At 60.0% G+C, this 25,559-nt stretch carries 23 protein-coding genes and 1 pseudogene; 11 read left to right on the forward strand and 13 right to left on the reverse strand.

The features are described from left to right. Positions 1 to 21: 21 nt before the first annotated feature. The 4 genes from gltP to GIV26_RS20890 all read right to left on the reverse strand — a co-directional run bounded on the left by gltP (position 22) and on the right by GIV26_RS20890 (position 3,062). Positions 22 to 1,353: a glutamate/aspartate:proton symporter GltP gene (gene gltP / locus GIV26_RS20875; protein WP_003187390.1), complete on the reverse strand. Its 1,332-nt coding sequence runs from the start codon at positions 1,351 to 1,353 to the stop codon at positions 22 to 24. Between the two features lie 712 nt (positions 1,354 to 2,065). Further along, positions 2,066 to 2,533: an inhibitor of vertebrate lysozyme family protein gene (locus GIV26_RS20880; protein WP_034129242.1), complete on the reverse strand. Its 468-nt coding sequence runs from the start codon at positions 2,531 to 2,533 to the stop codon at positions 2,066 to 2,068. 2 nt (positions 2,534 to 2,535) lie between these two features. Next, a complete protein-coding gene (locus GIV26_RS20885; protein ID WP_003187386.1) occupies positions 2,536 to 2,700 on the reverse strand; it encodes a DUF1328 domain-containing protein in 165 nt (54 codons plus the stop codon). A 77-nt stretch (positions 2,701 to 2,777) separates the two neighbouring features. Beyond that, positions 2,778 to 3,062 carry a hypothetical protein gene (locus tag GIV26_RS20890; RefSeq protein WP_089041589.1) on the reverse strand — a complete coding sequence of 95 codons (285 nt, stop codon included), beginning with the start codon at positions 3,060 to 3,062 and terminating at the stop codon, positions 2,778 to 2,780. 389 nt (positions 3,063 to 3,451) lie between these two features. Between GIV26_RS20890 and algB the strand changes: the two genes are divergently transcribed. After that, the gene (gene algB / locus GIV26_RS20895; RefSeq protein WP_034129241.1) at positions 3,452 to 4,798 is read left to right on the forward strand and encodes a sigma-54-dependent response regulator transcription factor AlgB; all 1,347 of its coding nucleotides are present in this window, start codon (positions 3,452 to 3,454) and stop codon (positions 4,796 to 4,798) included. A gap of 10 nt (positions 4,799 to 4,808) precedes the next feature. Next, entirely contained in the window at positions 4,809 to 6,596 is a 1,788-nt protein-coding gene (locus GIV26_RS20900; protein ID WP_054897229.1) for an ATP-binding protein, read from the forward strand. Positions 6,597 to 6,733: 137 nt separating this feature from the next. On the opposite strand, the gene GIV26_RS20905 is transcribed toward GIV26_RS20900, so the two are convergent. From GIV26_RS20905 to GIV26_RS20930, 6 genes and pseudogenes are all read right to left on the reverse strand, one after another. Beyond that, entirely contained in the window at positions 6,734 to 7,510 is a 777-nt protein-coding gene (locus GIV26_RS20905) for an N-acetylmuramoyl-L-alanine amidase (protein ID WP_236282049.1), read from the reverse strand. Between the two features lie 89 nt (positions 7,511 to 7,599). Then, positions 7,600 to 9,657 carry a GGDEF domain-containing protein gene (locus GIV26_RS20910; protein WP_236282051.1) on the reverse strand — a complete coding sequence of 686 codons (2,058 nt, stop codon included), beginning with the start codon at positions 9,655 to 9,657 and terminating at the stop codon, positions 7,600 to 7,602. Further along, a complete protein-coding gene (locus GIV26_RS20915; RefSeq protein ID WP_003187377.1) occupies positions 9,654 to 10,532 on the reverse strand; it encodes an endonuclease/exonuclease/phosphatase family protein in 879 nt (292 codons plus the stop codon). Before GIV26_RS20915 ends, GIV26_RS20910 begins: the two co-directional genes overlap by 4 nt. A 10-nt stretch (positions 10,533 to 10,542) precedes the next feature. Beyond that, on the reverse strand, positions 10,543 to 11,178 hold the full coding sequence (gene dsbA, locus GIV26_RS20920; RefSeq protein WP_003187375.1) for a thiol:disulfide interchange protein DsbA: 636 nt from the start codon (positions 11,176 to 11,178) through the stop codon (positions 10,543 to 10,545). Positions 11,179 to 11,345: 167 nt separating this feature from the next. Next, positions 11,346 to 11,972 (reverse strand): c-type cytochrome, encoded by a 627-nt coding sequence (locus tag GIV26_RS20925; protein ID WP_014716340.1) that lies wholly within the window; start codon positions 11,970 to 11,972, stop codon positions 11,346 to 11,348. 33 nt (positions 11,973 to 12,005) lie between these two features. Next, positions 12,006 to 12,213 (reverse strand): annotated as a pseudogene (locus GIV26_RS20930) (cytochrome). Positions 12,214 to 12,405: 192 nt separating this feature from the next. Between GIV26_RS20930 and yihA the strand changes: the two are divergent. Continuing rightward, a complete protein-coding gene (gene yihA / locus GIV26_RS20935) occupies positions 12,406 to 13,047 on the forward strand; it encodes a ribosome biogenesis GTP-binding protein YihA/YsxC (protein ID WP_003187369.1) in 642 nt (213 codons plus the stop codon). Between the two features lie 271 nt (positions 13,048 to 13,318). On the opposite strand, the gene polA is transcribed toward yihA, so the two are convergent. Then, on the reverse strand, positions 13,319 to 16,114 hold the full coding sequence (polA, locus tag GIV26_RS20940; RefSeq protein WP_054920911.1) for a DNA polymerase I: 2,796 nt from the start codon (positions 16,112 to 16,114) through the stop codon (positions 13,319 to 13,321). 74 nt (positions 16,115 to 16,188) lie between these two features. Here polA and GIV26_RS20945 point away from each other — a divergent pair, with 74 nt between their 5' ends. Both GIV26_RS20945 and GIV26_RS20950 read left to right on the forward strand, forming a co-directional pair. Further along, the gene (locus GIV26_RS20945; protein ID WP_054920914.1) at positions 16,189 to 16,479 is read left to right on the forward strand and encodes a DUF2782 domain-containing protein; all 291 of its coding nucleotides are present in this window, start codon (positions 16,189 to 16,191) and stop codon (positions 16,477 to 16,479) included. A gap of 56 nt (positions 16,480 to 16,535) precedes the next feature. Then, the gene (locus tag GIV26_RS20950; protein WP_236282053.1) at positions 16,536 to 17,489 is read left to right on the forward strand and encodes a homoserine kinase; all 954 of its coding nucleotides are present in this window, start codon (positions 16,536 to 16,538) and stop codon (positions 17,487 to 17,489) included. A gap of 107 nt (positions 17,490 to 17,596) precedes the next feature. Here GIV26_RS20950 and GIV26_RS20955 read toward each other — a convergent pair whose 3' ends face one another. After that, the gene (locus tag GIV26_RS20955; RefSeq protein WP_034129234.1) at positions 17,597 to 18,526 is read right to left on the reverse strand and encodes a zinc ABC transporter substrate-binding protein; all 930 of its coding nucleotides are present in this window, start codon (positions 18,524 to 18,526) and stop codon (positions 17,597 to 17,599) included. Positions 18,527 to 18,584: 58 nt separating this feature from the next. On the opposite strand from GIV26_RS20955, the gene zur reads away from it, so the two are divergent. From zur to GIV26_RS20975, 4 genes are read left to right on the forward strand one after another with little or no spacing between them, the layout of a single operon-like run. Further along, positions 18,585 to 19,067, forward strand: coding sequence for a zinc uptake transcriptional repressor Zur (gene zur / locus GIV26_RS20960; RefSeq protein WP_014716336.1), 483 nt, complete (start codon positions 18,585 to 18,587; stop codon positions 19,065 to 19,067). Next, the gene (gene znuC, locus GIV26_RS20965; RefSeq protein ID WP_003187361.1) at positions 19,067 to 19,837 is read left to right on the forward strand and encodes a zinc ABC transporter ATP-binding protein ZnuC; all 771 of its coding nucleotides are present in this window, start codon (positions 19,067 to 19,069) and stop codon (positions 19,835 to 19,837) included. The genes zur and znuC overlap by 1 nt, the downstream gene beginning before the upstream one ends. Further along, complete coding sequence (znuB, locus tag GIV26_RS20970; RefSeq protein WP_034129232.1) at positions 19,830 to 20,618, forward strand: zinc ABC transporter permease subunit ZnuB; 789 nt, start codon at positions 19,830 to 19,832, stop codon at positions 20,616 to 20,618. Before znuC ends, znuB begins: the two co-directional genes overlap by 8 nt. 37 nt (positions 20,619 to 20,655) lie before the next feature. Next, complete coding sequence (locus GIV26_RS20975; RefSeq protein WP_014716334.1) at positions 20,656 to 21,375, forward strand: PA5502 family lipoprotein; 720 nt, start codon at positions 20,656 to 20,658, stop codon at positions 21,373 to 21,375. A gap of 86 nt (positions 21,376 to 21,461) precedes the next feature. Here the strand turns inward: GIV26_RS20975 and katE are convergent, their stop codons facing one another. Continuing rightward, positions 21,462 to 23,603 (reverse strand): catalase HPII, encoded by a 2,142-nt coding sequence (gene katE, locus GIV26_RS20980; RefSeq protein ID WP_236282055.1) that lies wholly within the window; start codon positions 23,601 to 23,603, stop codon positions 21,462 to 21,464. A gap of 264 nt (positions 23,604 to 23,867) precedes the next feature. Between katE and GIV26_RS20985 the strand changes: the two genes are divergently transcribed. Together GIV26_RS20985 and GIV26_RS20990 are read left to right on the forward strand one after the other, a co-directional pair. Continuing rightward, the gene (locus tag GIV26_RS20985; protein ID WP_034129230.1) at positions 23,868 to 24,875 is read left to right on the forward strand and encodes a methionine ABC transporter ATP-binding protein; all 1,008 of its coding nucleotides are present in this window, start codon (positions 23,868 to 23,870) and stop codon (positions 24,873 to 24,875) included. Beyond that, positions 24,875 to 25,549: a methionine ABC transporter permease gene (locus GIV26_RS20990; RefSeq protein ID WP_003187354.1), complete on the forward strand. Its 675-nt coding sequence runs from the start codon at positions 24,875 to 24,877 to the stop codon at positions 25,547 to 25,549. Before GIV26_RS20985 ends, GIV26_RS20990 begins: the two co-directional genes overlap by 1 nt. The last annotated feature ends 10 nt before the right edge of the window (positions 25,550 to 25,559 follow it).

Genomic DNA, 25,559 nt, shown 5'->3' on the forward strand with positions numbered 1-25,559 from the left:
TTGTTTTCGATCAATCTGCAATCAGCTACGGGTGGCTTGTGCCGTAGGCAGGGCTTCCTTGCTGCGCCAGTGCGGCAGGGAATTCCAGTAGCGCTCGCCCTTGGCGTCGTCGTACATGCCTTCCCAACGGGAGATAACCAGTACGGCTAAGGCATTGCCGATCACGTTCAGGGCGGTACGCGCCATGTCCATCACACGGTCGACACCGGCGATAAACGCCAAGCCTTCCAGTGGGATGCCCACGCTGCCCAGCGTCGCCAACAACACCACGAAGGACACGCCCGGCACGCCGGCGATACCTTTGGAGGTCACCATCAGGGTCAGTACCAGCATCAGTTGCTGGCCGATCGACAGGTCGATGCCATACAGCTGGGCAATGAAGATGGCCGCGATGCTCTGGTACAGGGTCGAACCGTCGAGGTTGAACGAATAGCCGGTCGGCACCACGAAGCTGCAGATCGCTTTCGGCGCGCCGTAGGCTTCCATCTTCTCGATCACACGCGGCAGCACGGTTTCGGAGCTGGCGGTGGAGTAAGCCAATACCAACTCATCTTTGAAGATGCGGATCAGCTTGAGGATCGAGAAGCCAAACAGGCGTGCGATCAAACCCAGGACCGCGAAGGCGAAGAACAGGATCGCGACGTAAACCAGGATCACCAGCTTGGCCAGCGGCAGCAGCGAGGCGAAGCCGAAGTTGGCGACCGTCACCGCGATCAGTGCAAATACACCGATAGGGGCGTACTTCATGATCATGTGGGTGACTTTGAACATGCTCTCGGACACGCCCTGGAACATGGTCACCAGCGGTTCGCGCAGTTCAGGCTTGAGGCTCGACAGGCCCAGGCCGAACAACACCGAGAAGAAGATGATCGGCAGCATCTCGCCTCGGGCGACTGCGGCGAAGATGTTCGAGGGGATCAGGTTGAGGATGGTCTCGATGAACGCATGTTCATGCTGCACTTCGGCGGCAGTCGCCTGGTACTTGGAGATATCGACGGTACCCAGGGTACTCATGTCGATGCCAGCGCCTGGGTGGAACAGGTTGGCGAGCAACAGGCCCACCACGATGGCGATGGTGGTGACGATTTCGAAGTAGAGGATGGTTTTGACGCCGATACGACCGAGCTTTTTCGCGTCGCCGACACCGGCAATACCGACGATCAGCGAAGAAATCACAATCGGGATCACGATCATCTTGATCAGGCGGATAAAGATATCGCCCGCCGGCTGCAACACATTGCTGATCCACCAGGCCTTTTCAGCACTGAAATGGTTGAGCACGGCACCGATTGCAATGCCCAGTACCAAACCGATGAGGATCTGCCAGGCGAGGCTTAGCTTTGCCTTCTTCATGTCATTACCCTTGCTTCAAGTGGACTTACGGCAAATGCGCCAGCTGCAACGCTCGAAAGCGAAAAAGTGTGTGCATCTGCCTCCATGGAAGGTCACCGCAGCGTGGCCGAAATGGCTTACTGGCAGGCGAAAAAAGGCGCAACTATTCCCATGCAAGGGAGCGACGTCTAATGCCGTAAACGCCTACCCTATGCCGAATCGGCATGGCTTTTTTTGAAAATATTTGTCCAAACGGTCAGTTCGTATCCGCCATTCGAGCGGGTGAATATGCCGTTAAGCAGCCAAATCAGGCTCGCGCAGAGATACTGGACGACTTCGATTGGCTGGCAGAAATGTCTGAGAAATCCATTACCTAGGATCGGAAAGATCCTATAGCGCGATTGAAAAATTCTCGATAGATGGTCACGCCGACATACCCGGTAATGGTTGGCCAGACGCAAAAAACAAAACTGCCGCTATAGGCGGCATGAAACGCGGGAATGAGAGTCGTAAGCCCGCCGCAAGTTCAGCAAGCTTGAGGTCTTGTGAACTTGCGTCGCAGCTTTTCGCCTGACCCGGCCCTTGCGCAGGTACTCCCTGTACCCGTAGGTCACGCCGATCCTGATCGATCAGAGCAACCCGGCCCCCTGGTCATGCATCACTCAAGGAGCGATGCAAACAGAAAGAAGCACAAGGGCTTCCTTCTATGGACGCCGGCTCCGTCAGACGGAACCTAGTACCAATTCGGATCTTTCTTGAGCTGTTCCATCAGCAGCTTTTGCATACCCTCGTCCGGCTTACCGAGGAAACGGTAATCGGCGTGCCGTGTCGGGGACTTGTCCGCTGGCAAACCCGCCGGGACTTCCACCAACATGGCGTAGGCATCTTCCTTGTCGAGGCTGAAGGCAACGATCAGGCGCTTGTTCAGGCAGGTGTCTGCGGTTTCGCAAAGCGGCCCGACCAAGTACTTGTCGCCATCTTCCTCAACGGCATTCATTTGCTCGGCCGTGCCCGACAGGTTCATCACCCATTCGGGCAGGCGTTCCTCTTTCTTCACCACGTCTTGCCAGGTTTCACGGTACTGCGGATCCGCGCTGAGCAATTCGTTAGCCCGGGACTGGCCGTCGTTGGCGGCCATGGCCAGGCCGCTGCCGCCCAACAGCAGGGCGGCAGCAAGGGCTTTAAAAGGCAGGCTGACCATATTCAACCTCGGCCTTTGCGACCAAAGAAGAACGAAGCGATAAACATCACCAGGAAGACCACAAACAGGATCTTGGCGATGCCGGTGGCGGTGCCAGCGATACCACCGAAGCCCAGGACTGCGGCCACAATGGCGATGATCAGAAATGTGATTGCCCAACTCAACATGGTGATTCTCCTTATGCTTCTATAGGGGTAACAGCGGTGATGCCGTGCAGCCGCTCAACACGAGCGACGTTTTTTGCCTAGAACACCCAACGGTCATGGGTCGGCAGTTCGTCCAGAGTGGAACCCTGGTCTACCAGGCTCAATTGCGGGGCAGTCACATCGGCGCTGGCGCTGCCAATGGAACGAAAATGGGTCTGGGTCATGACAGGACGTTCAAATTGCGGGGCTGGCTGCGCACGCTCCTGCCAATGCTGCAACTGCTGGCCGGCAATCAACGTGACCATCAAGGCCAGGCTGGCGAACAGGCCCTGCTGCAAGCGCAGCGGCGATACACGCAATTGGCTGAGGCTTTGGCGAGTCATGCTGCATTACTCCCGCATTCTGATTATTCGTTCATGACGCTCTTGGGGGAGATATTGCAGAGTGCATGCCAGCTTTATTGCAAAATAAAACACAATAAAATCAAGCATTTACACTTGCTCGATAGATTCGTCGCCTAGCATCCTGCACGATGCCTCCTTGCAGGCCGTGCGAAATGCACGATGGTCGGGGGTCGGAACCAGACACCCAGCGCACACATCGAAGGATCGAAGGGTGAAAGGAAGGGAAAATGCCTTCAGACGTCGTCTGTAGGAAGGCGCGCAGATAGCTGCACGAAGAAGCCTTTTATGAATCAGAATAAACCATGCAACTTGCCCGATTATTCCGGGACTAAACACCATCACATTTATAGTTAAGGAGTGCGGGACAGATGGATTCAGCCAAGGAACTTCAAGGCCGCATTCTTTTAGTGGATGACGAATCCGCGATCCTGCGCACCTTCCGCTATTGCCTGGAAGATGAGGGCTACACCGTCGCCACCGCGAACAGCGCCGCCCAGGCCGATGCCCTGATGCAGCGTCAGGTGTTCGACCTGTGCTTCCTCGACCTGCGCCTGGGCGAGGACAATGGCCTGGACGTGCTGGCCCAGATGCGCGTGCAGGCTCCGTGGATGCGCGTGGTGATTGTGACCGCCCATTCGGCCGTGGATACCGCCGTGGACGCCATCCAGGCTGGCGCCGCCGACTACCTGGTCAAACCTTGCAGCCCCGACCAACTGCGCCTGGCCACGGCCAAGCAACTGGAGGTGCGTCAGCTCTCTGCGCGGCTGGAAGCGCTGGAAGGCGAGGTGCGCCAGCCCAAAGACGGCCTGGACTCCCATAGCCCGGCCATGATGGTGGTGTTGGAAACCGCGCGGCAGGTGGCCGGGACGGACGCCAATATCTTGATTCTCGGCGAGTCCGGCACCGGTAAAGGTGAGTTGGCCCGGGCGATACACGGCTGGAGCAAACGCTCGAAGAAGTCCTGCGTGACCATCAACTGCCCGTCACTGACCGCCGAACTGATGGAAAGCGAACTGTTCGGCCATAGCCGCGGCGCATTCACCGGCGCCAGTGAAAGCACCCTGGGCCGAGTGAACCAGGCGGACGGCGGTACGCTGTTTCTCGACGAGATCGGCGATTTCCCCCTCACGTTGCAACCCAAGTTGCTGCGGTTTATCCAAGACAAAGAGTATGAGCGCGTGGGCGACCCGGTCACCCGCCGCGCTGACGTGCGCATCCTCGCAGCCACCAACCTGAACCTGGAAGACATGGTGCGCGATGGCCGTTTCCGTGAAGACTTGCTCTACCGTCTGAATGTCATCACCTTGCACTTGCCCCCGCTGCGCGAACGCAGTGAAGACATCCTGACCCTGGCTGACCGCTTCCTTGCCCGCTTCGTCAAGGAATACGCACGCCCGGCGCGCGGCTTCAGCGATAATGCCCGCGAAGCGCTACTGAACTACCGCTGGCCCGGCAATATTCGTGAACTGCGCAACGTAGTGGAACGCGCCAGCATCATCTGCCCCCAGGAGAAGGTTGAGATCAGCCACCTAGGGATGGCCGAGCAACCGGCCAACAATGCACCGCGTATCGGGTCGGCTTTGAGCCTTGACGAGCTGGAGAAAGCCCATATCGGCGCCGTACTTGCGACCAGCGACACACTGGACCAAGCGGCCCGCACACTCGGCATCGATGCGTCGACGCTGTACCGCAAACGCAAGCAGTACAACCTTTGAACAGGACCTTATGAAGCTCGCGATGAAACTGCGCACCCGGTTATTCCTGAGCATCTCAGCCTTGATTACCGTGGCTTTGCTGGGGTTGGTCCTGGGCTTGGTCAGCGTCATGCAAATGGCCAAGACCCAGGAATCGCTGATCCGCAGTAATTTCATCACCCTGGACCTGGGGCTCAAATTGCGTCAGAGCCTGGGCGACCAGTTGATCATGATGCTGGAAAAGCGTCCCGACCCAGACGCCCTGCAAGCCTCCAAGCAGCATTATTTCGATCTGTTGGACCAGGGCATCGCCCATGAGCAGGTCGACGGCAAAAACCATGGTTTCAGCCAGGCACGCTCGGATTACCAGAATCTGCTCAAGGCGTTTGACCAATCCCAGCAGACATCACCGCCTGCGGGCAGCAAGGAAAAGCTCACCGAGACCTTCAACATACTGCGCAACGGCTTGATCGCCGACCACAAGCGGGCCCTGGAAAATATCAGTACCAGTGAACATAAATCCCGTGAGCGCGCCCTGTTGATAGCGGGCCTGCTCGGGCTGGTAGGGCTCGCGGTGCTGATCATCGGTTTCGTCACGGCCCATGGCATCGCCCGGCGTTTCGGTGGTCCCATCGAAGCCTTGGCCAAGGCCGCCGACAAGATCGGGCAGGGTGACTTTGAAGTCACGCTGCCGATCTCCTCCGCAGCGGAAATGAACCTGTTGACCCGACGTTTCGGCATCATGGCCGAAGCGTTGCGCCAACATCAGGCCACTAACATCGATGAGCTGCTGGCCGGCCAACAGCGCCTGCAAGCGGTGCTCGACAGTATCGACGACGGCCTGTTGATGATTGATCGCCAAGGCTGCCTGGAGCACCTCAACCCTGTAGCGCAGCGCCAATTGGGCTGGGATGAGGAGCGGCTGGGTCAAGGCCTTGGTGAAGCCATGGGTCGTGCGGAAATGGATGAACAGCTGCAACTGGTGCTGCGCGGCGGCAACCTGGAGCGGGCCCCGGACGATCTGGAGGTGGAAGTCGAGGGTGAGTTGCGCCTGCTGACCTACAGCCTGACCCCGGTTAGCCATACACAGGGGCACATTCTCGGGGCCGTGATGGTGCTGCATGATGTGACTGAACAGCGCGCCTTCGAACGGGTGCGCAGCGAGTTCGTGTTGCGCGCCTCCCATGAGCTGCGCACGCCGGTTACCGGCATGCACATGGCCTTCGGCTTGTTCCGTGAGCGGGCCAAGTTCCCACCGGACTCCCGCGAGGCGGACCTGCTGGATACGGTGAATGAAGAAATGCAGCGCCTGATGCAGTTGATCAACGACCTGCTCAACTTCTCGCGCTACCAGAACGGCCTGCAGAAACTCACCCTGGGCACGTGCGATGTCACCGACTTGCTGGAGCACGCACGGGCTCGGTTTGCTGAGCCTGCGAACGCCCAGCACATTGAGTTGCTGGTAGAAGCTCAACCTGAGTTGCCAAGGCTGTATGCCGACCAAGTGCAACTGGAGCGGGTGCTCGACAACCTGTTGGGCAATGCCCTGCGCCACACCGCCGAAGGCGGGCAGATTCGCCTGCAGGCACGACGGCATGGTGAGCGGGTGATTATCAGCGTCGAGGACAACGGCGAAGGCATTGCCTACGGCCAGCAAGGGCGGATCTTCGAACCCTTTGTACAGGTGGGCCGCAAGAAGGGCGGTGCGGGCCTGGGCTTGGCACTGTGCAAGGAAATCGTGCAATTGCACGGCGGCCGCATGGGTGTGTACTCACGACCGGGGCAGGGTACGCAGTTCTATATGGCATTGCCCCTGTAGGAGCGAGAACCCTATAGCGAGCAAGCTTGCTTGCGCTGGGGTGCGAAGCGCCCCTCAAAAAAGCCGGCTCCAGCTTCGCTGTCGAACGGGAGCAAGCTCCCTCGCCACAGCAAGCTCGCTCCAACATTGTTACACCATCAGCGGTGATTCAAGGCCTTCAGGATCGCGGCGCTTTCAGCGTCTGGGGTGCCGTCAAACAATGACGGGCGAAAGCGCATCTGGAACGCAGCGATGACGTGCCTTGTGGCCACATCCAGCTCACCGGTCTGCGGCGTCTGGTAGCCCAGGCGCGCCAGCTCTTCCTGGAACCAGGTAATGCTCGGCAACTGCGCGGCGTACTGCACCTGGAACCGGGCCACTGCCTGGGCATCCGGCCACACGGCCAGACCTTCTGCCGCCAAGCGTTTCCAAGGGAGCAACGGGCCTGGGTCCAGCTTGCGCAGTGGGGCAATGTCGCTGTGCCCGATGATGTTCTTGGGGTCGATGCCATTGCGCTTGCTGATGTCCTTGAGCAGGACGATCAGCGACTGCACCTGCGCTTCGGAATACGGGTACCACACACGCCCCGTCGGCGTATCACTGAACCCTGGGTTGACGATCTCTATGCCGATGGAGCTGGAGTTGAGCCAGGTGCGCCCCATCCACTCGCTTTCCCCCGCGTGCCAGGCGCGCTGGCTTTCATCCACCAGCTTGTAGATGGTGCCGGAGGCGTCGTCGCCGATCAGGTAATGGCTGCTGACCTGGCCATGGGTCAACAGCGCCAGGGAACGTTCAAGGTTGGTCGAGGTGTAATGCACCACAACGAACTGCACGCGGTTGTCGTGGTTGACCGAAGGATGGCTGGTGTTCAGGCGCGGGCCGCTGGCGCAGCCGGCGAGCAGAAGAAACGCTAAAGCGATATACAAGGATTTCATGGCGAGAGGCATTACACTGAAAGACGATAATGCAACAGTGTAACGTAAGGTTCATGGCTAGGCGGTCAAATCACAAAATGGAACATCTTTTATGCCGCCTGCACCTGATTACGTCCCGCAGCCTTTGCCCTGTAGAGCGCCTCGTCGGCACGCTTGAGCGCTAGGTCACTGCGCTCGCCGGCCTGAAACTGCGCCACGCCCATGGACACCGTGATCGTTACCGGTTCACCTTTGAAGTGGAACGGGCACGCTGCAATGGCCTCACGCAATAGTTCACCCACGGCCAACGCATCCGCCAAAGCTGAGTCGGGCATTAGCAGCACAAACTCTTCACCCCCGAAACGCGCGATGAAGTCAGTCGGCCGCAGGCGTTTGCTCAGCACATTGGCGATGATCTTCAAGACTTTGTCCCCTGCCAGGTGACCGTAGCCGTCGTTGATGCGCTTGAAGTGGTCCAGGTCGAGCATGGCCAGCGACAGGCTGTTACCCCGCTGATGCCAGGCATTGACCTCGTAATCGAGGCGTTCGCTCCACGCCGCACGGTTGGGCAACCCGGTGAGCGGATCGAGCAAGGCCTTCTGGCGTTGTACCTCCAGGTGCTCGCGGTAGCCCTGGGCTTCCTGTTCCATATGGGCCACGCGTTCAGCCAGACCTTTGAGGCGTGCGGCCACTTCCTGTTCGCGCAGGTCACGCTGTTGCTGGTGTTCATCCATGGTACCGAGCAAGCCTTCAAGATGGCTTTCGAGCACCTGCTTGAGGCTGTCCAAGTCGGCGGCGTCCTGCACGCTGCTTTGCAGGCCGTCGACCTGCTCGCGAATCTGTGTGTCCAACTCCCGCGCGGCCAGGCTGCTGTCGGCGTGGCCCTCGCTGGCGACCTGCAGATGACCCTGGAATGCCTCGAGACGCTCGTTGAGCTGCTTGAGATAAGCCTCGAACTCATGCTGGCCACTGTCGGTGACCGCCAGCATCAGCACGGCCAGGTCATCCAGGATCGGCAGCAGTTCGTACCAATTCAAACCATGGGCGAGACGCTCACGCATTGCCTCGGCCTGGGGCTGGTGACGTTCGGGCAGGGAAAGATCGTCCAGCAGGCCAAGCAAAGTGCCTTCAATGTGCTTGGCCACCGAACTGTAGGATGGTTCAGGCGAATCGGGCAGGGCGTAGGTGCCGTCCGGTTGCAGTTCGTCGGGCTCGGGGCTTTCCAGCACGGGGGGCAGCGACAGGCTGCCGATGGTGGTCTCATTCGGCGTTTCGACTGGAGCCGGCGGCGGTTCGATAAAGGCAGCGAGTGCGCTTTCGTGAGCAGGCTCCGCAACCGGTGGCGCCTGCACGTCGGGCTCCGGTAATTGCGCAGGCGCAATCGACGGCAGCTCTGGAGCGTCGAATACCGGCGTTTCTCTGGCGACCTCTTGCCCTTCGGCCGCGGCAACAGGCGCAGCCTTCAAGGCCACGGGTGTGGGTGACAGCGGTGCAAAGGCACGCAAGGCTTGGGTCAGCTCTTCCGATTGCGCAGGTTCTTCCGGTTCGGGTGCGGGTTTGGGCGCTGCAGGCTTTGGCGCTGCCAATTGCATTGCCGGCAGTGGCTCAGCGTCAACCGGCAATGCTTCACTGGCGGCCTCCTTACTACCGAACAGGCGTTGCAACAGGCCCGGGCCTGGGCGTGCGGTATCGCCTTCAGGCTCCAGATTATTCAGCGCCTGCCCCTGCAGGCTGCTCAGCTCACTGAGTAGCAGGGGTATCTCCCGCGCTTGTGCCACGCGACCATCGAGTTGCTTGGCGAAGGTTTTCAGCGGGCGAGCCACCTCGCGGGGCAACGGCAGCTTTTGCAACTGGGTGACCAAGGCGGTGAGCGCGGTGCTGATCTGGTCGACACGGGTTTCGCGGCGCTGCTCCGAATCCAGCACGGCCTTTTCCAGGCGTGGCAGTAAAGCGGCGAGGGCAGCGTCCATGTCGTCCGTGCGCACGACATCGCGCATTTCCTTCATGCATTGATCGACGGCGCGGTCGGTGCCTTCAGCGGCCAGCGTGCTGCGCACCAGCCCGCGGCGCAGCAAATCGAGGCGGGCAGCCCAGCGGCGTTCGAGTTTGTCTTGTTGCTCGATGCTCTGGAGGTATTTCTCTTTCCAGCGCTGGGCGTCGTCGCTCATGCAAGGGGTCCGCGAGGGCCTGGGCTCAACGCGGGTAATGCATCAGCCGTGAGCGAACCCGGCAGACGAATCTCTACCGCGACCGGCAGGTGATCGGAAATGGGCTGCGCTAGCACCTGCACACTTTCCAGTGTGAGGCTTGGGCTGAGCAGGATATGGTCAAGACAGCGCTGCGGGCGCCAGCTGGGAAACGTGGCTTCGACTTGCGGGGCCAGTAACCCCAGGTCGCGCAGCGGAGAATTCTGCAGCAGGTCGTTGGCATGGGTGTTCATGTCACCCATGAGCACCTGGTGCTTGTAGTTACCAATCAATTCACGCACGTAGGCCAGTTGCAGGTTGCGCGTACGCCCCCCGAGGGCCAGGTGCATCATCACCACCACCAAGGCTTCCGGGCCTTCGCCAAAACGCACAAGGATCGCCCCGCGCCCTTTGGGGCCTGGCAAGGGATGATCTTCAATAGCCGTGGGTTTGAGGCGGCTGAGTACGCCATTGCTGTGCTGCGCCAGGCGCCCCAGGTTGCGGTTGAGTTGCTGATACCAGTACGGGAAGGCGCCCAGCTGAGCCAGGTGTTCCACCTGGTTGATATAGCCGGAGCGCAGGCTGCCGCCGTCGGCTTCCTGCAGGGCGACCAAGTCGAAGTCGCTGAGCAGGTCGCCGATTTTCTGCAGGTTACCGGTACGCCCCTTGTGGGGCAGCAGGTGCTGCCAGCCACGCGTAAGATAGTGCCGATACTTCTCGGTACTGTTGCCCACCTGGATATTGAAGCTGAGCAGGCGCAAGCGGCTGTCTGCCGGCAGGCCTGTGGACTCCAGATGATGCTCGTTGACCTGCGGTTCATGCAGGCCAACGACACGCTCGGTACCCCAGCGGCGCATGGCGAGCCCCTTACTTGGCAGCGCGTTCTTTGGCAATCAGTTGGTCGGCAACGTTCAGGGTCGCTTCAGGACCACCGGTGCTGCCCAGGTCGAAACGGTATTTGCCGTTGACGATCAGAGTTGGAACGCCTTGCACGCCGTACTTCTGCGCGAGTTCCTTGGCCTGTTTGATTTGGCCCTGGATAGCGAAGGAGTTAAAGGTCGCCAGGAACTTGTCCTTGTCGACACCTTGAGTAGCAACGAAGTCAGCCATTTCGTCCGGTTTGGTCAGGCGCTTGCCTTGTTTCTGGATCGCTTCGAAGACAGCGTTGTGGACCTTGTGCTCAACACCCATGGCTTCCAGCGTCAGGAACAGTTGGCCGTGGGCGTCCCATGGGCCACCGAACATGGCAGGAATGCGACGGAAGTTAACATCCTTGGGCAGCTTTTCAGCCCATGGGTTGATAGTCGGCTCGAAGGCGTAGCAATGCGGGCAGCCGTACCAGAACAGCTCCACCACCTCGATCTTGCCGGGTACCGCAACCGGAACCGGGTTAGCCAGTTCGACATAGGTTTTACCGGCTTCAAGCGGCACATCGGCAGCTTGAGCGGTCATGCCGAAGAGGCTGGCAGTGACGAGAGCGGCGCTGAGGATCAGATTACGCATGCTTTACTCCTGGACAAATAAAGTCGCCTCACGCGACCTTTGTTGTGACAGGTCTACGCGGACATGAGTTCGTTAGTGTAACGGCAGCGGCCACAAAAAAGGGCGGCCTGAGCCACCCTTTTTATGCTTGCATCGCGGGATTAATCGAGCGTTAACGCCCAGCCCCGTCAGTGCAGGCCCTGGATATAACTGGAGAGGGCTGCGATATCTTCGTCGCTCAGCTTGCGAGCGATAGTGCGCATGGTCATGGCGTCCCCATCGTTGGCCCGGCCGGCTTCTTCTTTGCGGAAGTCGGTCAACTGTTTGGCGATGTAGGTGGCATGCTGGCCGCTTAGGTGCGGGAAGCCTGCGGCAGCGTTGCCTGCGCCATTGGGCGAGTGGCAACCGGTGCAGGCGGGCAAGCCTTTTTCCAGGTTACCGCCACGGAACAACTGCTCTCCGCGGGCGACCAATTTAGGATCGGCAGCTCCCACGCTACCCTTCTGGCTGGCAAAATACGCCGCGAGGTCCGCCAGGTCCTGATCGTTGAGATTGGTCAGCAGGCCGGTCATTTCCAGCACCGTGCGCTTGCCGTCCTTGATGTCGTGCATCTGCTTGCTCAGGTAGCGTTCACCCTGGCCGGCCAGTTTGGGGAAGTTCGGCGCCGGGCTGTTACCATCCGGCCCGTGGCAGGCACCACACACGGCGGCCTTCGCTTGACCGGCAGTGGCATCACCTTTGACGGGGCCCTCTGCAGCGACGGCAGCGCCTGTGATGCCCAAGGTCAACAGCAGACTCACGATCAGTTTGTTCATCAGCTAATCCAACTACGGCTAAGGGTTTAAGAGTTATCTACCGGGTTTACTCACCATCAAATCAATGACGGCCTGGTAATCCTCAGTACTGCAGTCCATGCACAAACCACGCGGCGGCATTGCCTTGAAACCCTGGGTCACGCACTGCTTCAGCCTGACCATGCAAACTCGGTTGATCCTGTGTAGCCTGAGCGCCGTAAAGCGGAATCAGGGCAGCAGAAGCGAGCAACCGTCGATCCATACATCGACCTATTCAGGGTTTGAGAGCGTTTTGCGTTCTAATGCGCAATAAAGGTCTTTCGCTCCCGTGAACCTCATCCTTCGCTGGGACAAAGCACACACAAAATCTGCGGCATTATATACTGGCGCTACTGAAACGGAAACGACACCGCTTGCCGCACCCTTTCTCGGCACCGCCCACATCGGAAATCTCATGCAACTCAAGAACCCCATCCTCGGCCTGTGCCAACAGTCCACCTTCATGCTCAGCGCCGCCAAAGTGGACCAATGCCCCGATGACGAGGGCTTTGAAGTCGCCTTTGCCGGCCGTTCCAACGCCGGTAAATCCAGCGCACTGAACACCCTGACTCACGCCAGCCTGGCGCGCACCTCGAAAACCCCGGGCCGCACGCAACTACTCAATTTCTTCAAGCTAGACGATGATCGGCGTCTGGTCGACCTGCCGGGCTACGGTTATGCAAAAGTACCTATCCCGCTGAAGCTGCACTGGCAGCGTCACCTTGAGGCTTACCTGGGCGGTCGCGAGAGTTTGAAGGGTTTGATCCTGATGATGGACATACGCCATCCAATGACCGACTTCGACTTGCTGATGCTCGACTGGGCTGTCGCCAGCGGCATGCCGATGCACATTTTGCTGACCAAGGCCGACAAGCTCACCTACGGCGCAGCCAAGAACACCCTGCTCAAAGTGCAGTCCGAAATCCGTAAGGGCTGGGGCGATACCATCACGATTCAGCTGTTCTCCGCCCCCAAGCGCATGGGCCTTGAAGAGGCCTACACCGTACTGGCCGGCTGGATGGAATTGGCGGACAAGGGCGCAGAAATCGCCGAGTAACTTTTCTACGGGCAAAAAAAACCCCGGACTTCTTTTGGGGAGGGGAAGTTCGGGGTTCAAGTTCCGGACCGCTAGGGCGGGGTCTGGAATTATCTGCCAACACTTAACACAACATAGGAGCATTGAAGGGCTTCACCACCCATTCAGTAACTCTGAGTGGCAGTTCACAGGTTAAGTTCCGACAGGCTCAAAAAACTATTGGAAATAACTGACGACGGTTTCCGATCTAAACCGCTTCGCCACCACTGACGGTGATGGCAAAGCCGCGGAATCAGTGCGCCTCGTCCCAGTTATCGCCTACGCCTACGTCCACCACCAAAGGCACGTCCAACTGAGCCGCCGCGCTCATATGCTCGCGAATCTTCTCGCTGACCTGCGCGACCAGGTCTTCACGCACCTCCAGCACCAATTCGTCGTGCACTTGAAGGATGACCTTGGCATCCAGGCCCGACTCGGTCAGCCAGTTATCCACCTGCACCATGGCTTTCTTGATGATGTCCGCCGCCGTACCCTGCATCGGCGCGTTGATCGCTGTGCGCTCGGCCGCCGCGCGCTCCTGGGGCTTGTTGGAGTTGATATCCGGCAAGTACAGGCGCCGCCCGAAGAAGGTTTCGACATACCCCTGATCCGCCGCCTGGGCGCGGGTTCGCTCCATATATTCGCGCACCCCTGGATAGCGAGCGAAGTACACATCGATGTAAGCCTTGGCGGTCTTGGTATCGACGCCGATGTCCTTGCCCAGCTTCTGGGCGCCCATGCCGTAAATCAGGCCAAAGTTGATCGCCTTGGCGCTGCGGCGCTGGTTGGACGTGACCTCATTCAACTCGACCTTGAACACTTCGGCCGCCGTGGCCGTGTGCACGTCCAGGTCATTGCGGAAGGCGTTCATCAGGCCTTCGTCCTTGGACAAATGCGCCATGATCCGCAGCTCGATCTGCGAATAGTCCGCCGCCAGCAGTTTGTAGCCCTTGGGCGCGACAAACGCCTGGCGAATGCGCCGCCCCTCGGCGGTGCGCACCGGGATGTTCTGCAGGTTCGGATCGCTGGAGGACAAGCGCCCGGTCGCCGCGACGGCCTGGTGGTAAGACGTATGAATACGCCCGGTACGCGGGTTGATCTGTTCCGGCAGGCGGTCGGTATAGGTACTTTTGAGCTTGCTCATGCTGCGGTACTGCATCAGTACCTTGGGCAACGGAAAATCATCTTCGGCCAGTTTGGCCAACACTTCCTCAGCGGTGGATGCCTGGCCCTTGCCGGTTTTTTTCAGCACCGGCATGCCGAGCTTCTCGTACAGGATCGCCCCGAGCTGCTTGGGCGAGCCCAGGTTGAATTCTTCACCGGCGATCTCGTACGCCTGGCGCTCCAGCTCGACCATCTTGTTACCCAGCTCGATGCTCTGAATGCCGAGCAGGTCCTTGTCTACCAGTGCGCCCTGGCGCTCGATGCGTGCCAGCACCGGCACCAGCGGGATCTCGATGTCCGTCAGCACACTGGCCAGGCTCGGGATCGCCGCCAGTTGCGCGTACAAGTGCTGATGCAGGCGCAAGGTCACGTCGGCATCTTCGGCCGCATAGGGGCCGGCTTGCTCAAGGGCGATCTGATCGAACGTGAGTTGCTTGGCCCCTTTGCCGGCGATGTCCTGGAAGCTGACCGTGTCGTGGTCCAGGTACTTCTTCGCCAGACTGTCCATGTCGTGCCGCGTCGCGGTGGAATTGAGCACGTAGGATTCGAGCATGGTGTCGAAGGCGATGCCGCGCACGGTAATGCCCTGGGCAGGGTCGCCACCAATGGCGCAGTTGGCCAGGATGTTCATATCGAACTTGGCGTGCTGGCCCACCTTGAGTTTGGTCGGGTCTTCCAGCAGCGGTTTCAGGGCCAGCAGAACGGTGTCGCGGTCCAATTGATCCGGCGCGCCGATATAGGAATGGGTCAGCGGGATGTAGGCGGCTTCATGGGGCTGCACAGCAAACGAGACCCCGACCAATTGCGCCTGCTGGGCGTCGATGCCGGTGGTTTCGGTGTCGAAAGCAAACAACGGCGCATCGTGGAGTTTTTTCAGCCACACGTCGAAGGTGGCCTGATCCAGAATAGTGGTGTAAACCGCCTCGACCGGTACCGATATAACAGCCTCGACCGGCATTTCGGCGGCCGGCGCAACCTCGCTCGCCGATTTGAGCTCGACACGCTTGGCATCGCGCTGAATCTCGTCGTACCAGCTCTTGAACTCAAGCAGCGTGTACAGCTCCAGCAGCTTTTCGCGATCCGGTTCGATCAGGTGCAAATCATCCAACCCGATATCCAGCGGCACATCGATCTTGATCGTCGCCAACTGATAGGACAGGAATGCCATCTCCTTGTGCTCCTCCAGCTTGGCCGGCAGGGTCTTGGCCCCACGGATAGGCAGGGTCGGCACGATATCCAGCTGCTCATAAAGCTCTTTGAGGCCGCCATTGACTCCCACCAGCAAGCCGGAGGCGGTCTTGGGGCCAATGCCCGGAACGCCGGGAATGTTGTCGGACGAGTCACCCATCAACGCCAGATAGTCGATGATCTGCTCCGGAGCGACGCCGAATTTCTCCTTAACGCCCTCGATGTCCATCGAGCTACCGGTCATGGTGTTGACCAAGGTAATGTGGCCGTCCACCAGCTGCGCCATGTCTTTGTCACCGGTCGAGATCACCACCGGGCGGCTGGCGGCCGCGCTGCTGCGGGCCAGGGTGCCAATCACGTCATCGGCCTCGACGCCCTCGACGCACAGCAACGGGAAGCCAAGAGCGATCACGCTTTGATGCAGCGGCTCGATCTGCAGGCGCATGTCATCAGGCATGCTCGGGCGGTTGGCTTTGTATTCGGCGTACATCTCATCGCGAAAAGTCCCACCCTTGGCGTCGAAAACCACCGCAAATGGGCTGTCCGGGTACTGCTTGCGCAGGCTTTTGAGCATGTTCAACACGCCCTTGACCGCACCGGTGGGCAGGCCTTTGGAGGTGGTCAGCGGTGGCAGCGCGTGGAAGGCGCGATACAGATAAGAAGAACCGTCCACCAGGACGAGGGGCGCTTGGCTCATGAGCAGGATCAACCTTTTCGGCGGGTCAGGCGCTAGAATAGCCGGACCAATGAAAACAAAGGGACAAGGTTATCATGCGTACATTCAATCGCCTGCTGTTGACCGGTTTGATTGCACTCGCTCCGATGGCTGCCATGGCGGCAGACAATGCCCCTGGAGGTGATCCGGAAGTTACCATTCGCACGGAAGGCGACAAAACCATCCAGGAATACCGCCAAAACGGCTTTCTGTACGCGATCAAGGTCACCCCGAAGGGCGCACCACCGTACTTTCTGGTACGTGCGGACGGCACCGACGCGAACTTCATCCGCTCTGACCAGCCGGATATGCTGATCCCGTCATGGAAGATCTTCGAATGGAAATGATTTCTTAATTTTAACCGGCGCTGCCCACCGCAGCGCCCGTAACGGCAGTTTTAACCATGTCTGTGTTCACCCCCCTGGCTCGGCCTGAGCTGGAAACCTTTCTCGCCCCTTATGGGCTCGGCCGCCTGCTTGATTTCCAGGGGATTGCCGCCGGCAGCGAAAACACCAATTTCTTTATCAGCCTGGAGCAGGGCGAGTTCGTCCTGACCCTGGTTGAGCGTGGCCCGGTGGCAGAAATGCCGTTCTTCATCGAACTGCTCGACGTGCTCCACGACGCCGACCTGCCTGTGCCGTACGCCCTGCGTACCACCGACGGCATCGCTTTGCGCGAACTCAAGGGCAAACCGGCCTTGCTGCAACCGCGCCTGGCGGGCAAGCACATCAAGGAGGCCAATGCACAGCATTGCACCCAGGTTGGCGAACTGCTCGGCCACCTGCACTTGGCCACCCAGGGCGAAAAGGTACTTGAACGCAAGACCGACCGCGGCCTGGATTGGATGCTCTGCGAGGGCGCGCAACTCATTTCGCACCTGAACGAGGCCCAGCAACGCCTGTTGCGCGATGCGCTGGCCGAGATCGACGCCCACAAGGCCGACATCCTCGGCCTGCCGCGGGCGAATGTGCACGCCGATCTGTTTCGCGATAACGCGATGTTTGAAGGCACGCACCTGACAGGCCTGATCGACTTCTACAACGCCTGTTCGGGGCCGATGCTCTACGACGTGGCAATCGCCTTGAATGATTGGTGCTCGGATTCCGATGGCGTGATTGACGGTCACCGTGCCCGGGCGCTGCTGGGCGCTTACGCGGGGCTACGGGCGTTTACCGCGAAGGAAGCCGAGCTATGGCCGACCATGCTGCGCGTGGCGTGCGTACGGTTCTGGCTGTCCCGGCTGATCGCGGCCGAATCATTTGCAGGGCAGGATGTGTTGATTCATGACCCAGCTGAGTTCGAGCACCGCTTGGCGCAGCGTCAACAGGTCACGGTCCACCTGCCGTTCGCCCTTTAAAAGACCGACTCGGTCAATGTGGGAGCTGGCTTGCCTGCAATAGCAGTATCGACTGACACTGCGCTATCGCGGGCAAGCCCACTCCCACAGGGGTTTTGTGTTGCGTGTTAGAGCGACTCCAGGCAACCGGCCAAGTCATTGCCGAGCTTTTCCAGTACCTGCTCATAACCCTGCGCGGTAGCTGGCGTATAGCCACCCAACGCATCCAATTCCGCCAACTTCACCGGCAACCCGGCCACCAGGGTTTCGGCCAAGCGAGGTCGCAACGGCGGCTCGCTGAACACGCAAGTCTTGCCCACTTCCTGCAAACGCGCGCGCATCGCCGCTACGTGCTGCGCGCCCGGCTGCACTTCGGCGGCCACGCTGAACACGCCAGCATGCTTCAAACCGTACGCCTCTTCGAAGTAATCAAAGGCTTCGTGGAACACGAAATAAGGTTTGCCATCAACGCCCGCCAAACGCTGCTTCAGGCGCGCATCCAGCGCGTTCAGGCGTTCTTCGAAGGCCTTCGCATTGCTCTGATAACGCTCGGCATTGGCTGGGTCGGCAGCGCTCAGATCGGCCGCCATCCGAGCGGCGATCACACGTGCATTGACCGTGGACAGCCACAGGTGCGCATCCACACTGCCTGGGCGGTGATCGTGATCATGTTCGTCGGCTTCATCGGCATGAGAGTGGCTATCTTCGCCGAAGACGCGCAGTTTCATGCCTGGTAGGTCCTGCACGGCCACCGTTGGCGCCGTACGGCCTTTCAACACGCGCGGCAAAAAGGTCTCCATGTCGGGCCCGATCCAGTACAGCAGGTCCACCGACTGCACACGCCGTACGTCGGATGGGCGCAAAGCGAAGTTGTGCGGCGACGCCCCCGGCGGCAGCAACACCTCTGGAACGGCCACGCCGTCCTGCACGGCAGCTGCAATCAGCTGCAACGGCTTGATGCTTGTCAGCACCTTGACCTCGGCCTGAGCGGCACCGGCAACGAACAAACTGGTGACAAATACGACAAAAACGGGAAAAAGTCGGGACACGATGACCACTCGATGGCGTAGGAACGGGTAACATAATAACGTCTCTATCAAATATCTGTCGCCGCTCATGCCTAAAACACCGCTTGCCAGCCGTCCCCACGACCACTCTCACTGCGTGCACACCGCATTGTCAGAGGCCGACACCCTGTGCGCAAAGAAAGGCTTGCGCCTGACCGCCTTGCGTCGCCGGGTGCTGGAGCTGGTGTGGCAGAGCCACAAGCCTTTGGGCGCGTACGACATTCTTGGCGTCCTCAGCGAGCAGGACGGCCGCCGCGCCGCGCCGCCCACCGTTTACCGTGCGTTGGATTTCCTGCTGGAAAACGGCCTGGTGCACCGTATCGCCTCGCTTAACGCCTTTGTCGGTTGCAACCACCCGGAGCACGCGCATCAGGGCCAGTTCCTGATCTGCCGCGAGTGCCACGCCGCCATTGAGCTTGAACAAAAAAGCATCAGCGACGCCATTATCAAAAGCTCTGCCGACGTCGGCTTCAAGGTCGAAGGGCAAACGGTCGAAGTGGTCGGCCTGTGCGCAGGCTGCCAGGGGGTTTGATGAGCAATGCGTTAATCCGCCTGGAGCAGGTCGGGGTCACGTTCGCCGGGCAAAACGTGCTGGAGAACATCGCACTGAGCGTGGAACCGGGGCAAATCGTCACCCTGATCGGCCCCAACGGCGCTGGCAAGACAACCTTGGTGCGCGCCGTGCTCGGGCTGCTCAAGCCCCACAGCGGCACGGTTTGGCGCAAGCCCAAGCTGCGCGTGGGCTATATGCCGCAAAAGCTGCACGTGGACCCGACATTGCCGCTCTCCGTATTGCGCTTCCTGCGCCTGGTGCCTGGCGTAGACCGCGCCCGCGCCCAGGCCGCGCTTAAGGAAGTCGGCGCCGAACACGTCATCGACAACCCGGTGCAAAGTATTTCCGGCGGCGAAATGCAGCGCGTGCTGCTGGCCCGTGCCTTGCTGCGCGAGCCCGAGCTGCTGGTACTCGATGAGCCCGTGCAAGGCGTCGATGTCGCCGGCCAGGCCGAGCTGTACAGCCTGATCACCCGCCTGCGCGACCGCCATGGTTGCGGCGTACTGATGGTCTCCCACGACTTGCACCTGGTCATGAGCACCACCGACCAAGTGGTCTGTCTCAACCGCCACGTGTGCTGCTCCGGCCACCCGGAACAGGTCAGTGGCGACCCGGCGTTCGTGGAGCTGTTCGGCAAGAACGCCCAGAGCCTGGCGATCTACCATCACCACCATGACCACGCCCATGACCTGCATGGCGCCGTCGTCGATACCCCCCACGTTCATGGAGATAGCTGCAAGCATGGCTGATTTTCTGCTCTACGCCCTGCTGGCAGGCTTGGCTTTGGCACTGGTGGCGGGCCCATTGGGCTCGTTCGTGGTCTGGCGACGCATGGCCTATTTCGGCGACACCTTGTCCCATGCCGCCTTGCTGGGCGTGGCCATGGGCTTTCTGCTGGATGTAAGCCCGGCCATCGCCGTGACCGTCGGCTGCCTTCTGCTAGCCGTGCTGCTGGTGACCCTGCAGCAACGCCAGCCACTGGCCTCCGACACCCTGCTGGGCATCCTCGCACCCAGCACCTTGTCCCTGGGCCTGGTGGTGCTGAGCTTCATGCATGAAGTGCGCATCGACCTGATGGCCTACCTGTTCGGTGACCTGCTGGCGATCAGCCCGACCGACCTGGCCTGGATCCTCGGCGGCAGCGCTGCGGTGCTGGTGTTGCTGGTGGCCCTGTGGCGCCCGTTGCTGGCGATCACCGTGCATGAAGAACTGGCCAAGGTAGAAGGCTTGCCCGTCGCAGGCCTGCGTATGGCCTTGATGTTGCTCATCGCCGTGGTGATTGCTGTCGCGATGAAGATTGTCGGCGTATTGTTGATCACGTCGCTGCTGATCATTCCAGCCGCCGCTGCCCAGCGCCACGCTCGCTCTCCGGAGCAGATGGCAATTGGCGCCAGCCTCCTGGGGATGCTTGCAGTGTGTGGTGGCCTGGCGCTGTCCTGGTTCAAGGACACACCGGCCGGGCCGTCGATTGTGGTTACGGCGGCCGCCCTGTTTCTGCTGAGTTTTGTCCTGCCCCGTCGAGGGGTGTAGACTTGCTCGCTTTTTGCGCAAATAGAGAGTCGCAGGAATGAAGCCGTTCACCTCCCGTTATCTGCTCCTTGCCGCATTTTCACTGCTGCTGGGCGCCTGCCAAAGTACGCCGCCCGCTGCCCCCCAGGCTCCGGATCCGCGGGCTGCGGCCATCGCGCAGCTGGAACAAAACCTGGCCAGCAGCGAATTGGCCACCGCCGAAGACCAACTGGCTGCATTGCAGGCCCAATCGCCCAACGACCCGGCACTTGAGGCCTACCAGCGTCAATTGGCCGAAGCCTACCTGCAGCGCAGCCAGATCGTGCTGCAAAAAGGCGACGTCAACGCGGCCGCCACGGCCCTGAGCCGTGCCCGCGCTTTGATGCCCAAGGCCCCTGCGCTGACCGGTGGCGTCAACAGCGCCATCAGCCATGCGCGCAAAGCCGAATTGGACCAGGCAGAAGCTGCGTTGAAAGCCGCTGAGGCCAAGCCTGCCGCCAAGGTCATCGACCCGGCAGCGCCGAGCACCACCGTGGCGCTGAACCTTGCGGATGTTGAAGACATGCGCCATCAGTTGGACGCCATCGCCACCGATGTGGTGAATTACCAGTGCGACGTCAGCATCCAGGTGCCACGCACCCAGGATTACCCGTGGCTGGCCACGTTATTGACCAAGCGGGTGAAGCGAATTGATTCGGGGTATGACCTGAAAATTCACCGGCAAATCCTGAAACATATTCCGGCGCAGGTTGTGCTGATTCCGCGCAAGGCGGATTAAAAGCATCGCAGGCAAGCCAGCTCGCACATTTGAACAGTGTGGGAGCTGGCTTGCCTGCGATGACGATCTAACAAACAACCGATAAGTTAAGCCGGAATCGCCTTGGATTTCGGCTCACGCGCCCACACTCGATGCTGGGCAATCGCCGCAAAGAAGGCCTTGAACGCCTTGGCATCCGCGCCCACGATCAACCCCGCATCCTCCTCCAGTTTCAGCAGGTCCAGCAACGGCTTCACATCGCTGGCTACCGCAATCGCCTTCAGGTGTTTGTAGGCTTCCAGTACGTAATGCAACGCCACGCCATCACCGCTCAGCGCCTTCACGGACTCTTTGCCACCCGGGATAAACACTGCGTCGAAGGCAATGGACGGCATGCCTTCCATCGAGGCGTCGACCGGCAGCGTCTTGCCCTGCGCGGTGGTCACCGGCGCCGAAGTAGGCCCCAGCAACTTGGCATGGGCGCCTTCAGCTTCAAGCGCGGCTATTAACGCGTCAATGGCCGCACCATCAACGCCGTTGGCTGCCAGAATCGCCACTTTGCGCGTTTTGATATCGCCCGACAGCAAGTTCACCTGGCTCAAGGCTGGCGATTCTTTCAACGACGTTTCACGGGCAGGCACGGTGCCCTTGGTCGGCGCCGGCAAGCCCAGGTTCTGCGCAACGCGCTTGGCCAGCTCCAGGTCGATATTGGCCAGGATCTCGTTGACCTGGCGCGCACGGATGAACTCGCGCTCCACCTTGCCCAGCTCAAAACTGTAGGCCGCGATAATGTGCTCTTTCTCGTGGTGGCTCATGCTGTTGTAGAACAGCGTCGCCTGGGAGAAATGGTCACCGAAGGATTCGCTGCGCTCACGTACTTTGTTGGCATCGACGCGCTCGTAGTAGGACTCAAAGCCACCATCGGTAGGACCAGCAGGGGTTTCTTTCGGCCAACCACCATCAATAGAGTTTGGCTCGTAGGACGCACGACCCTTATCAATCACGGTGCGATGCTGAGCGTCGCGCTGGCCGTTATGGAAAGGCACGACAGGCCGGTTGATTGGAATCTCATGAAAGTTCGGCCCGCCCAGTCGGCTGATCTGGGTATCGGTGTAGGAAAACAGCCGGCCCTGCAGCAATGGGTCGTTGGTAAAATCGATGCCCGGCACGATGTGGCCCGGGCAGAACGCAACCTGCTCGACTTCAGCGAAGAAGTTGTCCGGGTTACGGTTGAGCACCATTTTGCCCAGCGGCGTGATCGGTACCAGTTCTTCTGGAATGATCTTGGTCGGGTCGAGCAAGTCGAAATCAAACGTGTGCTCGTCTTCTTCGGCCACGATCTGTACGCCCAGCTCCCACTCAGGGTAATCGCCGCTTTCAATCGCTTCCCACAGGTCACGACGGTGGTAGTCCGTATCTTTACCGGCCAGCTTTTGCGCCTCATCCCATACCAGCGAGCAGGTGCCGACTGTTGGACGCCAGTGGAACTTCACGAAGCTGGACTTACCTTCGGTATTGATCAAACGGAAGGTGTGTACCCCAAAGCCCTGCATGGCGCGCAGGCTTTTTGGAATGGCGCGGTCGGACATGGCCCAGATCACCATGTGCGCGGATTCCGGTTGCAGCGAAACAAAGTCCCAGAACGTATCGTGGGCCGAACCGCCGGTAGGAATCTCGTTATGAGGCTCGGGTTTCACCGCGTGGACGAAGTCAGGAAATTTGATCGCATCCTGGATGAAGAACACCGGCATGTTGTTGCCCACCAGGTCGAAGTTGCCTTCGTCGGTGAAGAACTTCACGGCAAAACCGCGCACGTCACGCACGGTGTCGCCGGAACCACGCGGGCCCTGCACCGTGGAAAAACGTGCGAACACTGGGGTTTTGTGTTCAGGCGTGCGCAGGAAACCGGCCTTGGTCAGCGCCGAATGGTCGCCGTAACTCTGGAAATAGCCATGGGCCCCCGTACCACGGGCATGCACGATGCGCTCGGGGATACGCTCATGGTCAAAGTGCGTGATCTTTTCACGCATGATGAAGTCTTCCAGCAGCGAAGGGCCGCGGGCGCCGACTTTCAGGCTGTTTTGGTTGTCGGAAATCTTCACGCCCTGGTTGGTGCGCAGGGCCTGGCCGGTCGCGTCGGAACGGAATTCTTCCAACGCCTGCAGCTTGGCGTTGGTATTCCCTCGGTCCAGGGTATCAGTGCCCGCGAGTTCACTCTTGGGCGGGGTGGCTGGCTTCTTGGTACTCATCAGTCAAAACTCCTTAGTCAAAGTGGCCAGAGCGGTCCCCGGCTCGTTTGAGCGAAACCCCAGGCACGGCACCGGGACATCGAATTGCTTATGTAGTGACTGATGGGGTTTTGTGCCGTTCCTTTTTTATGACCTTTGGTCTCGTTATTGCCAAATCGCTGGATGGATACGAAATAAATGCTAAGAAACACTAGATGGACAGGCTAAAATGCGCGCCCGGCTAACCGCTGATCCCTTTTCAATGCGCCCCACAAGGTTCGCTACGTGATCGAGTTTCAAAACGTCCATAAAACCTACCGCGTCGCCGGTAAGGATATCCCCGCCCTGCACCCCACCAGCCTGCGCGTCGAGAACGGCCAGGTGTTTGGCCTGATTGGCCACTCGGGTGCCGGTAAAAGCACCCTGTTGCGCCTGATCAACCGTCTGGAAGAGCCCAGTGGCGGCCAGATCAAGGTGGATGGCGAAGAAGTCACTGCGCTGGACGCCAACGGCCTGCGGCGCTTTCGCCAGCAGGTCGGGATGATCTTCCAGCACTTCAACTTGCTGGCGTCCAAGACCGTGGCCGACAACGTCGCGCTGCCGCTGACGCTCGCCGGTGAACTGTCGCGCAAGGAAATCGACCAGCGTGTGGCTGAGCTGCTCGCCCGCGTCGGCTTGTCGGACCACGCCAAGAAGTACCCGGCGCAGTTGTCCGGCGGCCAGAAACAGCGCGTCGGCATCGCCCGAGCCCTGGCGACCAAGCCAAAAATCCTGCTTTGTGACGAAGCCACCAGCGCCCTCGACCCGCAAACCACGGCGTCGGTCCTGCAACTGCTGGCCGAGATCAACCGCGAGTTGAACCTGACCATCGTGTTGATCACCCATGAAATGGACGTGATCCGCCGCGTATGCGACCAGGTCGCCGTCATGGACGCCGGGGTAATCGTCGAGCAAGGCTCGGTGGCCGACGTGTTCCTGCACCCCAAGCACCCGACCACCAAGCGCTTCGTACAAGAAGCCGAACAGGTGGACGAAGGCGAGCAGCGCGACGACTTTGCCCATGTGCCAGGCCGTATCGTGCGCCTGACGTTCCAAGGGGACGCGACCTATGCGCCACTGCTGGGTACCGTCGCACGGGAAACCGGTGTGGACTACAGCATTCTTGCCGGTCGTATCGACCGCATCAAAGACATCCCTTACGGGCAACTGACCCTCGCCGTCACCGGCGGTGACATGGAAGCCGCGTTCGCACGCTTCACCGCCGCCGACGTTCACATGGAGGTCCTGCGCTGATGGACGTTTTCCTGAGTTTCTTCGCCAATATCGACTGGTCTGAAATCTGGCTCGCCACCGGCGACACCATGACCATGCTGTTCGGCTCGCTGTTCTTCACCGTGCTACTGGGGCTGCCCCTGGGCGTGCTGTTGTTCCTGACCAGCCCGCGCCAGCTGTTCGAACAAAAAGGCCTGTACGCGCTGTTGTCGCTGATCGTGAATATCTTGCGCTCGCTGCCGTTCATCATCCTGTTGATCGTGATGATTCCGTTCACGGTACTGATCACCGGCACGTCGCTGGGTGTCGCCGGCGCGATCCCACCACTGGTCGTCGGTGCCACGCCATTCTTTGCTCGCCTGGTGGAAACCGCCCTGCGCGAAGTGGACCGTGGCATCATCGAAGCCACCCAGGCCATGGGCGCCACCACCCGCCAGATCATCACCAATGCCCTATTGCCCGAGGCCCGCCCTGGCATCTTCGCGGCGATTACGGTGACGGCGATTACACTGGTTTCCTACACCGCGATGGCTGGTGTGGTCGGTGCTGGCGGCCTGGGCGACCTGGCAATCCGTTTTGGCTACCAGCGTTTCCAGACCGATGTGATGGTGGTCACTGTGGTGATGCTGTTGATTCTGGTGCAAATTCTGCAAACCGTCGGCGACCGGCTGGTGGTGCACTTTTCTCGTAAATAACGGCCATTGC

Origin of the sequence: Pseudomonas sp. PA-1-3F (assembly GCF_021609665.1) — a bacterium.
Taxonomy (GTDB): domain Bacteria; phylum Pseudomonadota; class Gammaproteobacteria; order Pseudomonadales; family Pseudomonadaceae; genus Aquipseudomonas; species Aquipseudomonas paracarnis.